The organism is Bacteroides propionicigenes (assembly GCF_018390535.1).
GTDB lineage: Bacteria > Bacteroidota > Bacteroidia > Bacteroidales > Bacteroidaceae > Bacteroides > Bacteroides propionicigenes.
In genome coordinates, this window is record NZ_JAHBBW010000003.1 from 43,940 (window position 1) to 57,999 (window position 14,060).

The following is a 14,060-nucleotide window of genomic DNA, read 5'->3' on the forward strand; positions in this document are numbered from 1 at the left end:
ATAAATAACTCCCTACCAAAGGATTATCGTAATGCTTCTGATAGGGAGTATGATATGATAATATTATTGCTGTTGAGTAACTTGGTTAATCAAATAATTGATAGCATTTGTTGTAAATGTATACAGAGCATTGATATTAGAGTTATCCGGTGTAGAGCCATACCACTCGAATGACGGATCGCCAATGATGATAGCACATCCATGACCGGTTGTCTTGAATATTTCAGCAATAGTAATAGAGTTCTCTTTTCCACCGTCACGTGCTAATCTTTGAGCTCCGGCTGTCTTTTCCCAGTTTTCTAAATCATCAGCGGTATAATTCTCGCCCCATCCTCTCATTTTTCTGATGCAAGGGTATTCTCTTTGGTGAATGAGGATATAATCTGCAGGTAAATTATCAAATAGTTTATGGTTGGTTTGGGTAATTGTAAATCCTTGTGTCCCTTCCTAGTCAATGGGTTTTCTTTCGTCTGTACTATTTCCAAAATTCCAGTTTGTCTTGTTAGAATCTGAGATAATTCCCCATCCAATAAGACTATACATTGCGTCACGTGAAGCTAATACAGAACCACCGGAGATATAATAATTCGCAATAGCGGTATTGACTTCACTTGTGATACTACTGTTGTCTTTATCGAAATGCGCCCATATCATTTTATATTGTTCTAAATTTATAGTGGCATCATTCCCATTAATGGAGAAATAGGTTACTTTATACTGGCTGTTACTTACCAACCAGTCGTAAGCCGCTTTACCTTCTCCTTCGAGCATCTCTGCCGTTTCTGCATCACCGATGAAAGCAATGGGGGCTATGGAGCCGTCTTTCCAATCCTCAATTATATTGCCGTTAATTGTTATATGGGCATTGATTTTTCCATCTTCAACCGTTGCGGTTATGGTGTATTTGTATCCGGCGTCGAACTTCCCGATATTTCCTAAGTTGAGGGTTGTTTTCAGGTCGTCATTCCCATCACCCACTTTCAAGGTTATGCTGAGGGCATTTTGCGGGTAGATAAGTCCGGTGTAGGAAAAATCTTGGCTGTTCATCTCTCCGATAGTCCAGTCTTCCGCATTTATATTTGTATTCGGGGCGGCTATGCCGGTCTGCGTGTCAAAACCGCCGTCATGCTTTAATCCGCTTATCACAACTGACTTTCCGTTTGTGGCATCACCGACACCGGATGTAATCTTTACGTTGATTTGCGCCATTTTATGTTGGAATGTAAAGTTTACTTTCGGTTCTGCCGAGTAGGGCTTGTTTTCTATGGTTGCCCATAAAAAATCAACTTTATCCTGAGTTTGGGCTGTGTTTCTTTTGATTTTGCCTTCGGACATTTCATTGTCTTTTGCATAAGGATAGTATGCCTTAAAGGACATGGCATTCTCGGATTTATAGCAAATGGAGTTTATTCCGTTTGCAGTATTGAAAGTAGCGGACGGACCGCTTTCTGCCACCTCATATTTTACATTTGTATAGTTGGCATCGGCCCCGTCCGTTGCAGAGATACCAATAAAATCTCCGGTTTCCCATTCGTTTCCTATTACGCGGGTAGTGATGCCGGCAGAGAAATCAATAGCTACCGGACTTTCTAATGTGCCTTTCTCTCCGTTTCTGAAAATCTGCTCTTCCTCTTCATTTGTGCATGCTGCAAAACTCATAGCTAATGCAGCGATTGCTAAAAAATATGTTTTCATGGTTATTATGGTATTAGTAGGTCGTTTTATTTCTGATAACTGAGTTTTAAATTGCTGACTTCAATATTGCTCTCCGGATAGGAATTGATAGACCAGCAATTCTTTTGTATTCCGTAAATACGGTTAGTGTATGCCACATTGTCATTGATGTAGACTACACAAATGGAATTGTCTGTACAGATGGTAACATTGTACACATTGTCGGAGGGAGTGGTGAACAGATAGCTGTCGATACCGGCTATGAAACCTTTGCCCTCTTCACCTTCCTCTTCAAAGTTTATCTTGCGTTTCTTTCCGTTATCTTCCGGGTTGATAATAACGGTATAATACTTTTTGGAGTCTGTGCCGCGTACGAAAGAGATACCGAATTTGCCTTGATTCCCATCAGCTTTTACGGTAAAGGAGATTTTATTGTGTACATTCAGGCGGTTGAAAAGTATATGGGCTTCGTTAGCCAGCGTATAGCTGCCATTGTTTTGGGTTACGTTTCCATCCTGTTCCATTACTTTAGTGTCCGCTTCGGCTGTGTACTTCTCACTGATGCTTTCTGCCAAACCCAAAGAGAGTGTACCGTCTTGGTGTTGAATTACTTTGTGTGCCACCAAGTTCCCCGCCCATTCGGGCTCACTGTCTGCGCCTACCTCAGTATTGTCGTTGCCGGCACGAGTAGGGCACCAGCCCCAGATATAACGGTTGGTGCCGTCGGATGCTGTTTTTCCTGCATAGAAAGCGCGGGAGTCCAATACGCCTTCTTTTTCATCGGGGAAGGTGAGCGGATTGGTTGTCTGCTTTAGGGCCTCCAATGTCTTTGCTTTGAAATACTGTACTTTGCGTGAGTAAGTGGACATATCGGAATAAACCAAATACCACCAATCGCCCATTTTGAATATATCGGGACATTCGTAAAAGCGATCCCAGTGCATTTGCATGAACACGCCGGCGTGTTCCCAGTTTTTCATGTCGGTAGAAGTATATTCTGCCAATACGCCCTGGTTGGACTTCTTGGTGGATACAAGCATATGGAATTTACCGTCTTCTCCTTCAAAGACAAACGGGTCGCGGAAATCATTCTTGCTATAACCGTCAGCATCGCCTTTCAAATAGAAAGTATGGCTCTTGGTCCAAGTCTTGAAGTCGGGAGAAGTTGCCAGCATTACTACCTGACCGTTGTCGGAAGAAGTCGGTTGATATTTGTTGCCTGTATAGAATGTGTAATACAGTTTGTCGGACGGATTGTATATGGTGCTTCCCGTACCGATTGCAGCATCTTGTTCGTTGATGCCGCCGCATGGAATCAGTTCTCCCAAAGATGTATAAGACGCTGCATCTTTAGTACTTACTCCCCAGATGGGGTGGTAAGTACCGGCTTGGTTGGGGCGGAAGTCTTGCAGATAGAGTATCTTAAAGTCTTTCTCAACCGGATCATAAAAAGGCATCGGATCGCCTACATAACCAACATAGGGTTTATAGTAAGTACCGAATGTGTTTTCATCGGTTGAGGCAAAATAGGTCGCTGTTCCGTCCCAGTCCTTTTGGGTCAAGACAGGATTGTTGTCATCGCTGCAACTACAGAAAGAAGTGAACAACATTGCAGTGAGAGTAAGTGATGTTATCATTGTCTTCATATATTAGTCTTTATTTATCGGTTAAATAATTAATTGCATTTTCCGTCAGCTTGGCTACGTTACCATGATATTGGTCGCCCGAAACATCCACTCCGTAAGCATACCAGTCATAGCATCCCGAACCGATACATACGATACCGCCTTTGGTTGCGTTTGCCGGATATTCCCATACAACGATGGCGCCGTCACCGCCATATCCCAAGTCCACGCCGCCATGAAGGGTTCTCCATGTTTCATTGTCAGCATAACCGCCCCAGTCGGTACCTATGTGCCATTGAGCTGTACTGTTGGTAGTGCGGTAGCCTGCATCAAATGTGTACACTTTGTTGTCTTGACTGATACCTTGGTAAATAGGATGGTCTGTATGTCCTTGTATAAAGAAGTTCCAAGCACCTCCCGCTATTTCACCGCTTTCTTCCACTTGTCCCCAACAGTTATTCGGATTGTTTCCGTCTTTGGTCGCACCCAGTTTGGCTGCATAATAGGTGGCATAGCGGGTCAACAGGAGGTTCATGCCATTGTTGTAAAGTTCTTTCATCTGTACCAATGCATTGACGGCTGCCGGGGCGGCGTTATCGAATTTCTCCATATTGTCTATGCCGCCGTCTATATGAAGATGCCACCACATCAGTTTGCATTTGCTTAAATCCACTCTGCCGGCCTGAACATCGGCGAAGGAAATGTATTGCGAATTGGGAATATTTCCCAGCATCCATGTTGCCGCGGCTTTTTCTTCTGCGTTCAAGTCATCCATTTGTGTGGCAAGTCCTACATATACGGCATCGGGAGCGTCGGAAAGTATAACTGTTACCGTATAGACGGCAGATGCCGTATTATAAGAGACAATGAAGTCTACAGGATTTGTAAAGTCTATGGCCTGACCGGATGCAGGAGTAACGGTAGCTCCTTCCGAAGTGGTGATAGCTGGAATTAGGGCGGTTACATCTGTCGTGCTCGGTACGCGTACGCTGATGTTATGATTTTCCTGATCGATGATTCCGGCATATGTGTCGTTCAGTTTGAATGACAGTATCTTGGCTTCATCATGCTTAATGACGACTGTGTAGTCGAGGTAGGTGTCTCCGTTGGTAACCTTAACCATTTGTGTACAGGAGAAGTTTAGTACATCACCCGCCTTGACCGAAGCATCGGCCCCTTCCGACACTTCGATGGCGGTAACGGTCATGGCATCGGTGTTATATGTTTCGGGAAGTGCCACCGTTATGGTTTTGTTGGTACGGTCTATCACTCCGGCATACCGGTCCAGCTCAAAGGTTGTAATCCATGTATCTCCGTTCAGTTGAAGATTTGACAGGTTGTTGTCACTACATCCGGAGATTGCAGCCAGTAATGCTATGCTCCAAAGTAGCAAACTAATTCTTTTTATTTTTGATTTCATAGTGTTGCTTATATAAGATTAATTGATTACCAATTACCGCAGTTTTGTGTGTAGTTGCCATTGCTGGCGCTCATTTGTGCAAACGGTATCGGCAGATATTCATTCTTGTTTTTAGTAAACGAAGCACTGGAGTAGATAGCGCAGTTATCAGCTTCTCCTGCATAGTATTTGCTCAGGACTTCAGCGGCCTCTCCCCAGCGTACCAAGTCGAAGAAACGGTCACATTCCATGGCGAGTTCTACACGTCGTTCAAATTTCAGCATCTTCAAAGCTTCTGCCTGTGTGTAAGTACCGTTGTAGGGCTGTATGTTGATGTGTATTCCGTAGTCCATTTCATAGTTGCTAATCATGGCGGTACTTTGTTTGGCGCGGTTACGTATGCGGTTTATCAAGTCGATGGCTTCGTCAATGCGTCCGTCGTTCAGTTGTATCAGGGCTTCGGCGCGCATCAGCAATACATCAGCATAGCGCAGCACGATGTGATTCATGGGAGTACCCCACCAAGAACCTTTTATCAGATAATCTCCGTCGGGATCTACGTTTTGTTTGAGGGTTACATAATAACCGTACAATCCGTTGCTGCGGCTCCATGTGGAAGATTCGTCCATGATGTAGTTTGCATTGAACGCATAAGGCAGTCCCGGTATGCCGATGGTAAGGAACAGGCGCGGGTCGGCATAATCCGTATTCTTGTCGTAATCCTCATTGTTGAATGTGTCTAATAGAGGTAGGCCGTTGGCGTCTGTTTGGAAGGCGTTTACAAGATTCTGACTCGGCTTGTAAAAGTCGCAGCCGCCGTCGGTTACTCCGGGAATATTAGGAACAATCAGTCCGTTGGACCAGTTACAGTTGCCGTTGGTTGTTCCGTCGTTCATGGAATATTGCATGGCCCACAAAGATTCTACACCGTTTTCATATTGAGGTTCGGGACGGAAGTTATTGTGGAAATCCGATTCCAGATTATAACCGCCTGCTGCCATAATTGAGTTCTCTGTGTACTGCACTACTTTCTTCAAGTCGTCCGCATTGATTTCTGTCACTTCGTTGTTATCGGCATTGTCTTGGCGGTAAGCTTTGTACAAATATGTTTTGGCAAGATAGGCTGCCGCAGCCGCACGGGTGGGGCGTCCTTTGTCGGTTTGCGTGTCAGGCAGATTGTCGTAGGCAAACTGGAAATCATCTGCAATCAACTGCCAGCCTTCATCGTTGGTATACGTTGTGTTTGACAGGCTATTATACTCTTCGGGCGAGAGGCTCTCATCGTTGGCAAATACTATTTTCTTGTACAACTGCTTCAGTAAGAAATGTCCGTGTCCGCGCAAGAATTTCATTTCGGCAATGCGTTGCTGTTTTAGCGGATAGGTGGCTTCAGTTGTCTGGTTCAATAACTGCAATGCCGTGTTGGCACGTGAGATGCAATTGTACAGACGTTGCCACATATCACTGATGTTCCATGCGGTAGTCATGATTCCTTGCGAGATTTCCAGAGAATGAAATACGTCACCGTCTTCAGTTCCGTTTCCGCCTTTATAGGCATCATCCGAACGGACGTCATAGTTCCACATAGAGAAAGAGGAGTTGATATCTTCGGCAGTAATCCATACGGCATAAGCGGAGATAATCAGGTTGTCTACGTATGCGGGGTCTTTCAGTTGCTCGTCGTTCATGGTTCCTTGCGGAGTTTGTTGCTCCAGAAAGTCGGTGCAACCGCTGCATATCCATGCAAGCCCTAAGATAATTGTATATGCTATATTTTTCATTGTTTTCATTATTATGTTCTGATTAAAAGCTGACATTGACACCGAAAGTCAGGTTCAATGGAATGGGGTAACCGTAGTTGGCGTTTTCCGGATCTACTCCGGTAAACTTTTTGCTTTTGATTGTAAACAGATTTTGTGCACTCAGGTAGAAGCGCAGGCGTTCCATTTTCATTTTCTGTGCGAATGTTCTCGGTACGTTGTATCCCAGTTGTATGTTGCGTAATTTTAGGAATGAACCATTTTCAACAAAATAGGTGGATACCCGTTTCTCGTTATTATTGTCGCTACGTGACAGTGCAGGGATGTCAGAACCGGGATTGGTCGGTGACCATGCATCGAGAACACGTTTCCCTTTGTTCAGGAAGCCTATGTTGAGTCCGCTCCACAAATCGGTCTCTTTCTTCAGGTCGCTGATAACATCTACTCCTTGCACTCCTTGCCAGAACATGGTGAGGTCGAAATCTTTGTATTCAAGATAGATATTCAAACCGTAGCTGAAGGCGGGAGTGGGATCGTAAATCCATTGCTGGTCTTTTTCGTTGATGATTCCGTTGTGGTCTAAGTCGCGCCAACGGATTCGTCCCAAGCCGGCCCCTTCCTGGGTGGCGTGGTTATCGATTTCTTCCTGTGACTTGAAAATGCCGTCGGCTACGTAGCCTACCTGTGCGCCGTTGGGGTGACCTATCACACTTTCCACGCCGTTTCCGCCGAATGTGCCGTTGGCGGCAACGGTGGCGGGCAATGCGGTGATTTTATTGCGGTAGGAGGATATATTGGCACTTATATCATATTTTAGACCGAATCGGGTGGTGTTGCGGTAGCCGAGATTCAACTCGAATCCTTTATTTTCCATTTCTCCGGCATTAATCCATTGCTTGCTGCCTTCGCCCATAGCGGCGATGCCTGCCATTTCCAACAAGATGTCGGTGGTTTTCTTATAGTACCAGTCGAATGAACCGTACAGGCTTTGACTGAATAAAGAAAAATCAAGACCGATGTTAGTTTGTGTGGTGGTTTCCCATTTGATATCGTCGTTACCGATTTGGTTGCGTTTGAAACCGGATTGCAGGATGCTTCCGCCGTTGGTTCCGGCAATGTCATAGGAAGTTCCGTAGCTTTGTCCGCCGGATTCCGTTACTCCATAGTTAGGAACGTAGATTGTATAGCGTGATGTATTCGAGATTTCCTGATTACCGGTTTGGCCCCATGATGCGCGGATTTTCAAGTCGTCCAGCCAGTCAATGCCTTTCATAAAGTTCTCTTGGCTGATACGCCAGCCGGCAGAAACGGAGGGGAAAGTGGCATAACGGTTATTCTTGCCGAAACGGGATGAACCGTCGCGGCGGACCGTGAGTGAGAGCAGATACTTCTCATCGTACGTATAGTTCAGCTTGCCGAAAAAGGAAACCAGTGAATACCCTTCGCCTGCACCGTAAGCTTGTGCAGTACCTGCCCCGGCATCCGGCCACATAAAGTCGGGGGTAAGAATAGAGAAGTCCTCTTTGTAACCGGAGAAGTGGACATCGTCTTCACGGTTCAACTCGATACCCGCCATAACGTCACCGCGGTGTTTGTTTATTTCCAAGTTATAGGTGGCAATAGCATTCCACATCCATTTGGTCCAGTGTTCTTGTTTGGCCTCCACCGCATTTTTGTCGTTGGCTACGTTACCTTCGGTGACGGGATAAGTAAACACCCGTTGTTGCTTTTGAGAGTAATCGATACCGAAAGTAGAGCGCAGATTGAGGCCTTTCACCGGATTCAGATTGACGTAGGCGTCTCCGAACATACGCCAGTAAGTATAGCGGTTGTCGGCATTGCGCTCCAAACGTGCCACCGGGTTTTCACGGTCGGGATAACCGCCTACCGGACCGGCAAATTTGCCGTCAATGGTATATACGGGCAGTGACGGGTTGAATTGGAGCACATTTTGCAGGAAACCGCCCGGAGCTTGTACTTCGGACGTACGGTTAACGGTGAAGTGCTGCCCTACGGTCAGGAACTTGCCGATAAGGTTATAGTCGGAGTTCATGCGGGCGGAGATACGTTCGAAGTCGGAGGTCTTGATAATACCCAGATTCTTGTAATATCCCAAAGAGAAGAAAGACGAACCTTTCTCGGAACCGTTGCTTACAGATACATTGTACTGTTGGATAACACCTGTGCGGGTGGTTTCGTCGAACCAGTCTGTATCGGCTGCCGGGGTTGTATTGGCAGAATCCAGATACTTGGACATACTTATACCGTTCAGTTGCGGGTATCCGTTGGCATCGTAACCCCAGTTGTATTTATAGCCGAGACCGTTTGTGTTGGGATCTTGTCCTTCGTTAACATAGGCTTGCCACATGGCGCGACCGTACTCCTCGGCATTCAGTACTTCCATTTTATTGGTGTACATGGAGGCGGCGACAGAAGCATCGAAGTTGATTTTCAACTGTCCTTCTTTTCCTTTCTTGGTAGTGACGATAATAACTCCGTTGGCTGCACGCGAACCGTAAATGGAAGCGGAGGCGGCATCTTTCAATACTTGGATGGATTCGATGTCATTTCCGTTCAGTTCATGCATACCGCCTTTGGTTGGTACACCGTCGATGATGTAAAGCGGGTCATTGTTGTTCAGTGTTCCGATACCGCGGATACGAATAGTTGTGCTGCCGCTCGGATTACCGTCGGCTGTAATGTTCATGCCCGGCACGCGGCCCTGCAGGGCTTTCATCGGATTGTTTTCGTTCTGTTTGGCTATCTCGTCCATACTTACTACGGAAATAGAGCCGGTGAGGTCGGCTTTGCGTTGTGTGGTATAGCCCGTAACTACCACTTCTTGCAGCATTTCGGAGTCTTCTTCCAACAGAATTTCTAAAGTGTTTTTGGCTTTTAGGGTTTGTGACTTAAAACCGATATAAGATACTGTAATTTCTGCACCGGACATAACACTCAATGAAAAGTTTCCGTTGAAGTCGGTTATCGTACCGTTGGTCTTGTTGCCTTCTTCAACGATTGAGGCGCCGATGATAGGCTCTCCGTCGGTTGCATACTTTACTGTTCCTTTTATTTGGATGTTTTGTGCATAGACAAAACCGCATAATCCGAGAAGGAACATCATAATGCTAAGTTTTCTCATACATTATAAATTTATTGTTAACAGTTAGATTCTAAATTCTCAAAACAGCTTTCCCGATCATGTTTTGATATCGCAAAGTAAATGGTTTGTATTGAAACGAGCTATAAAAAATGATACGGATGCTGCAAATTTTGTTTCATGACATAGGATTGAAACGGCTCAGGAGGTAGCCTCGTATCAATTTTAGCAGCATTTGTAACATTTGTGTTAGCCCCTTTCGCATTAATTCCGTTTCTTTGCAATGTGCTTTCCCGAGCATTGAGCGAGTTCATAAAGTAAACATTAAATTTAATACCTGATTTTGAAAATGAAGCATTATTCTCATAGAACACTTCTTCCTTTTTGGGGAAAGATTATTGCAACTTTTCTTATTATAATAATGAATATCGGTATTTGTGCGGCGCAGTCTGCCGGACTGAAAATCCATTATCTGGGTGCAAATCACAGTTTGGTACAGGTGCAGGAAGCGCAAAAGTACCTTTTATTGCCGGTGGAAGAAGCTGCCCCGGAAGCTACCGTCAATGTATTGGTGAATAATAAGACAGATCAAAGTTTCCAGGTTCGTCTGGCTGTCAACCGTATCGACTATCTTGTTCCGTTTGCTTTGGAACAGTATAAAGGCAAGACGGTAACTTTCGACATTCATACCGGCAACAGCCGTGCCAATGTACGTGATGCCATGGCGGATGCCTGTTGGAAAGAACTGAGACTTTCCGATACGTTTGATGATGCCAACCGTGAGGAATTTCGTCCTCTGTACCACCATTCTCCCCTTTATGGCTGGATGAACGATCCTAACGGGATGTTCTACAAGGACGGCGAATATCACCTCTACTACCAATGGAACCCATACGGATCCATGTGGGGTAATATGAACTGGGGACATTCATCCAGCAAGGACTTGATAAGCTGGCAGCATCATCCGGTAGCTATACAGCCCAACGGCTTAGGTACTGTGTTCAGCGGTAGCAGCGTGGTTGATAAGGATAATACGGCAGGTTTCGGAAAGGGTGCTGTGATTGCCATTTATACTTCGGCGGGAGCCAGCCAGATGCAGAGCCTTGCATATAGTCTGGACAACGGAATGACTTTCCATGTCTATGAAAACAATCCTATCATTGCCGCCGATAAGGAATGCCGCGATCCGAATATGTTCTGGCACGAAAAGAGTGGCAAATGGATTCTTATTCTGGCAGCTGCGCTGGAAAAGGAAATGTGGATATATTCCTCTCCCGATTTGAAGAACTGGACGAAGGAGAGCAGCTTCGGTCATGGATATGGTGCACAGGATGGCGTATGGGAGTGTCCGGACCTCATGGAGTTGCCCGTTCGCGGGACAGACCGTACAAAATGGGTACTGATTTGCAATATCAATCCCGGTGGACCTTTCGGCGGCAGTGCGGCACAGTATTTTGTCGGAGACTTTGACGGGAAAAACTTTACTTGTGACACCAAACCCGAAGTAACCAAGTGGATGGATTACGGTAAAGACCATTATGCCGCTGTATCTTGGAGCAATACGCCCGAAAAACGGCACACCGTGATTGCATGGATGAGTAACTGGCAATATGCCAACAATGTGCCTACCAAACAGTTCCGCAGCGCCAATACATTGCCGCGTGACGTTGAATTGTACGAAGGCAGTGACGGCGAACTTTATTTGGCGGTAACTCCTGCACTGGAAGTAGCTGCGTTGCGTGCAGGAAAAGCGTTGAAATACGGGGCTTTCTCTGCCGGAACAAAGAAAATTTCCCGGAAGCTGCCTGCCGGGAACAGCGGTATCTGCGAAATTAATTTTGAACTGATTCCCCGTTCGGCAAGTAAAGTATATATTACCTTGTCCAATGATAAAAATGAACAGACTGTAATGACTTATGACTTGGATAACTCTACATTCAGCATGGATCGCACTGCAAGCGGACTTACGGACTTCAACAAGGACTTTCCTGCAGTGACCATAGCTCCTTGTCCGGCAGAAGCCAAGCAGCGTCTGCGTCTATTTATAGACCGTTGCAGTGTTGAGGCATTCGAGGGCAACGGACGTTTTGCGATGACCAATCTTGTGTTTCCGCAGAATCCTTATACAACCATTTCCTTTGTTGTAGATAAGGGACGTTGCAAAGTGAATGACTTGACTGTAAATCCTTTAAAAGTTAATAACTAAAATTCGCTATCTTATGAATAACAATAATAATTCGCTTGCAAAGTTGCTCCCCATCATGCTTTGCTTCTTTGCCATGGGGTTTGTCGATTTGGTGGGCATTGCTTCCAACTATGTAAAGGCAGATTTAAACCTGACGGATTCCCAGGCAAATATCTTCCCTTCGCTTGTGTTCTTCTGGTTTCTTATCTTCTCCGTACCTACAGGTATGCTGATGAACCGCATCGGGCGCAAAAGAACAGTACTTCTCAGTTTGGCTGTGACTTTCGCATCGTTGTTGCTGCCGGTTTTCGGAGACGGATATGCGTTGATGCTGATTTCATTTTCGCTGTTAGGCATCGGTAACGCGCTGATGCAGACTTCGCTTAATCCTTTGCTTTCTAACGTTGTCAGTGGAGAGCGGCTGGCAAGTTCTTTGACTTTCGGACAGTTCGTAAAAGCAATCGCCTCTTTTCTTGCTCCATATATTGCCATGTGGGGGGCTACGCAGGCTATACCTTCGTTGGGTATGGGCTGGAGAGTACTGTTCCCTGTTTATATGGTGATAGCCGTTATCGCTATTCTGTGGCTGGGTACTACATCCATTAGTGAAGAAAAGGAAGAAGGACGTCCTTCTACTTTCGGTGAATGCCTTGCTTTGCTGGGGAAACCGTTTATATTGCTTTGTTTCTTGGGTATCATGTGCCATGTGGGTATTGATGTGGGCACAAATACTACTGCACCTAAGATTTTAATGGAGCGTATGGGCATGTCGCTTGCCGATGCAGGGTTTGCCACAAGCCTTTATTTTATCTTCCGTACGGCAGGTTGCTTCCTCGGAGCCTTTATTTTGCAGAAAATGGCTGCACGAACTTTCTTTGGAATCAGCGTGTTGTGTATGTTGGCGGCAATGGCAGGACTGTTTGTTTTTCATGACATGGTACTGATATACGTATGTATCGCTCTGATAGGTTTCGGAAATTCCAATATCTTCCCGATTATCTTCTCACAGGCATTGTTGGCAATGCCGCAGAAGAAGAACGAAGTCAGCGGGCTGATGATTATGGGGTTGTTCGGCGGTACGATATTTCCGCTTGCAATGGGGGTGGCAAGTGATGCCATCGGTCAAAGCGGTGCAGTGGCGGTGATGACGGTAGGTGCTCTATACTTATTTTTCTATATGGTGAGAATGAAACGCTGACTCTTTTGTGAGCGGCTCTGCAAGGTGTTGTGAGAGGGGAGTACCTCAGTCGTATACAGAGGTACCCTAAGTATACGACTGAGATACCCTAAGTATAGGACTGAGCATGGCTCGATATACGGCTTTGCTTTTCCGCCCTTTGCAATGAAGAGAATAATATGTAAAACTGTAAAATTAAATATCATGAATCAGATTGTAGTAGGAATGGGTGAGGCGCTTTGGGACTGCCTGCCCGAAGGAAAGAAAATCGGCGGCGCTCCGGCAAACTTTGCCTATCATGTATCGCAATTCGGCTTTGACAGCCGTGTAGTCAGTGCGGTAGGTGCTGATGCCGACGGTGATGAAATACTGGAAGTTTTTGCACGGAAAGGTTTGCGTACGCAAATAGAACGTGTGCCTTATCCTACGGGTACGGTGCAGGTGACGCTCGATGCGGTGGGTGTACCTTGCTATGAGATAAAAGAAGGTGTTGCATGGGATAATATACCTTTTACGGATGAACTGAAACGTCTGGCCCTGAATACACGTGCCGTATGCTTCGGCTCTTTGGCACAACGTAATGAGGTCAGCCGTATAACGATAAACCGTTTTCTTGATACCATGCCGGACGGTACGGAACAATTGAAGATATTCGATATCAACCTGCGTCAGGGGTTTTATACAAAAGAGATACTTTGTGATTCCATGCGACGTTGCAATGTCTTAAAAATCAATGATGAGGAATTAGTGACAATCAGTCGTATATTCGGTTATCCGGGTATTGACTTGCAGGACAAGTGTTGGATTCTTCTTGCCAAGTACAATTTGAAAATGCTTATTCTGACTTGCGGTACGAACGGCAGCTATGTGTTTACTCCGGGAGTTGTATCTTTTCAGGAAACTCCGAGAGTACCCGTTGCCGATACAGTAGGTGCCGGCGATTCGTTTACGGCTGCCTTTACATCGGCTATTCTCAGCGGCAAACCGGTACAAGAGGCCCATAAACTGGCAGTAGAGGTGTCTGCTTATGTATGCACGCAGAGCGGAGCAATGCCGGAATTGCCGCAGATATTGAAAGACAGAATCTGATTTTTTTCTTATCTTTGCTCATCTGCAATCACTTAAAATCAGCGAAAGAAG

7 protein-coding genes and 1 pseudogene are annotated in these 14,060 nt (G+C 45.6%); 3 read left to right on the top strand and 5 right to left on the bottom strand.

The annotated features are described in order from the left end of the window. Positions 1-63: 63 nt before the first annotated feature. The 5 genes and pseudogenes from KG118_RS05575 to KG118_RS05595 form a co-directional block, all read right to left on the bottom strand. Positions 64-1,695 (bottom strand): annotated as a pseudogene (locus tag KG118_RS05575) (fimbrillin family protein). Positions 1,696-1,721: 26 nt separating this feature from the next. Continuing rightward, positions 1,722-3,320 carry a glycoside hydrolase family 32 protein gene (locus tag KG118_RS05580; protein WP_117711286.1) on the bottom strand — a complete coding sequence of 533 codons (1,599 nt, stop codon included), beginning with the start codon at positions 3,318-3,320 and terminating at the stop codon, positions 1,722-1,724. 10 nt (positions 3,321-3,330) lie between these two features. Then, the gene (locus KG118_RS05585) at positions 3,331-4,719 is read right to left on the bottom strand and encodes a DUF4960 domain-containing protein (protein WP_117711287.1); all 1,389 of its coding nucleotides are present in this window, start codon (positions 4,717-4,719) and stop codon (positions 3,331-3,333) included. 26 nt (positions 4,720-4,745) lie between these two features. Further along, positions 4,746-6,479, bottom strand: coding sequence for a RagB/SusD family nutrient uptake outer membrane protein (locus tag KG118_RS05590; RefSeq protein WP_117711458.1), 1,734 nt, complete (start codon positions 6,477-6,479; stop codon positions 4,746-4,748). Between the two features lie 22 nt (positions 6,480-6,501). Beyond that, complete coding sequence (locus tag KG118_RS05595; protein WP_117711288.1) at positions 6,502-9,582, bottom strand: SusC/RagA family TonB-linked outer membrane protein; 3,081 nt, start codon at positions 9,580-9,582, stop codon at positions 6,502-6,504. A 325-nt stretch (positions 9,583-9,907) separates the two neighbouring features. On the opposite strand from KG118_RS05595, the gene KG118_RS05600 reads away from it, so the two are divergent. From KG118_RS05600 to KG118_RS05610, 3 genes are all read left to right on the top strand, one after another. Further along, entirely contained in the window at positions 9,908-11,764 is a 1,857-nt protein-coding gene (locus KG118_RS05600) for a DUF4980 domain-containing protein (RefSeq protein ID WP_117711289.1), read from the top strand. A 13-nt stretch (positions 11,765-11,777) separates the two neighbouring features. Further along, positions 11,778-12,941 (top strand): MFS transporter, encoded by a 1,164-nt coding sequence (locus KG118_RS05605; protein ID WP_117711290.1) that lies wholly within the window; start codon positions 11,778-11,780, stop codon positions 12,939-12,941. Between the two features lie 183 nt (positions 12,942-13,124). Next, on the top strand, positions 13,125-14,009 hold the full coding sequence (locus KG118_RS05610) for a carbohydrate kinase family protein (protein ID WP_117711459.1): 885 nt from the start codon (positions 13,125-13,127) through the stop codon (positions 14,007-14,009). Positions 14,010-14,060 lie beyond the last annotated feature (51 nt).

What these genes read in the sequence shown, in the direction of transcription:
- KG118_RS05580 (WP_117711286.1), bottom strand. Translation starts at nt 3,320, where the DNA reads ATGAAGACAATGATAACATCACTTACTCTCACTGCAATGTTGTTCACT.
- KG118_RS05585 (WP_117711287.1), bottom strand. Translation starts at nt 4,719, where the DNA reads ATGAAATCAAAAATAAAAAGAATTAGTTTGCTACTTTGGAGCATAGCA.
- KG118_RS05590 (WP_117711458.1), bottom strand. Translation starts at nt 6,479, where the DNA reads ATGAAAAATATAGCATATACAATTATCTTAGGGCTTGCATGGATATGC.
- KG118_RS05595 (WP_117711288.1), bottom strand. Translation starts at nt 9,582, where the DNA reads ATGATGTTCCTTCTCGGATTATGCGGTTTTGTCTATGCACAAAACATC.
- KG118_RS05600 (WP_117711289.1), top strand. Translation starts at nt 9,908, where the DNA reads ATGAAGCATTATTCTCATAGAACACTTCTTCCTTTTTGGGGAAAGATT.
- KG118_RS05605 (WP_117711290.1), top strand. Translation starts at nt 11,778, where the DNA reads ATGAATAACAATAATAATTCGCTTGCAAAGTTGCTCCCCATCATGCTT.
- KG118_RS05610 (WP_117711459.1), top strand. Translation starts at nt 13,125, where the DNA reads ATGAATCAGATTGTAGTAGGAATGGGTGAGGCGCTTTGGGACTGCCTG.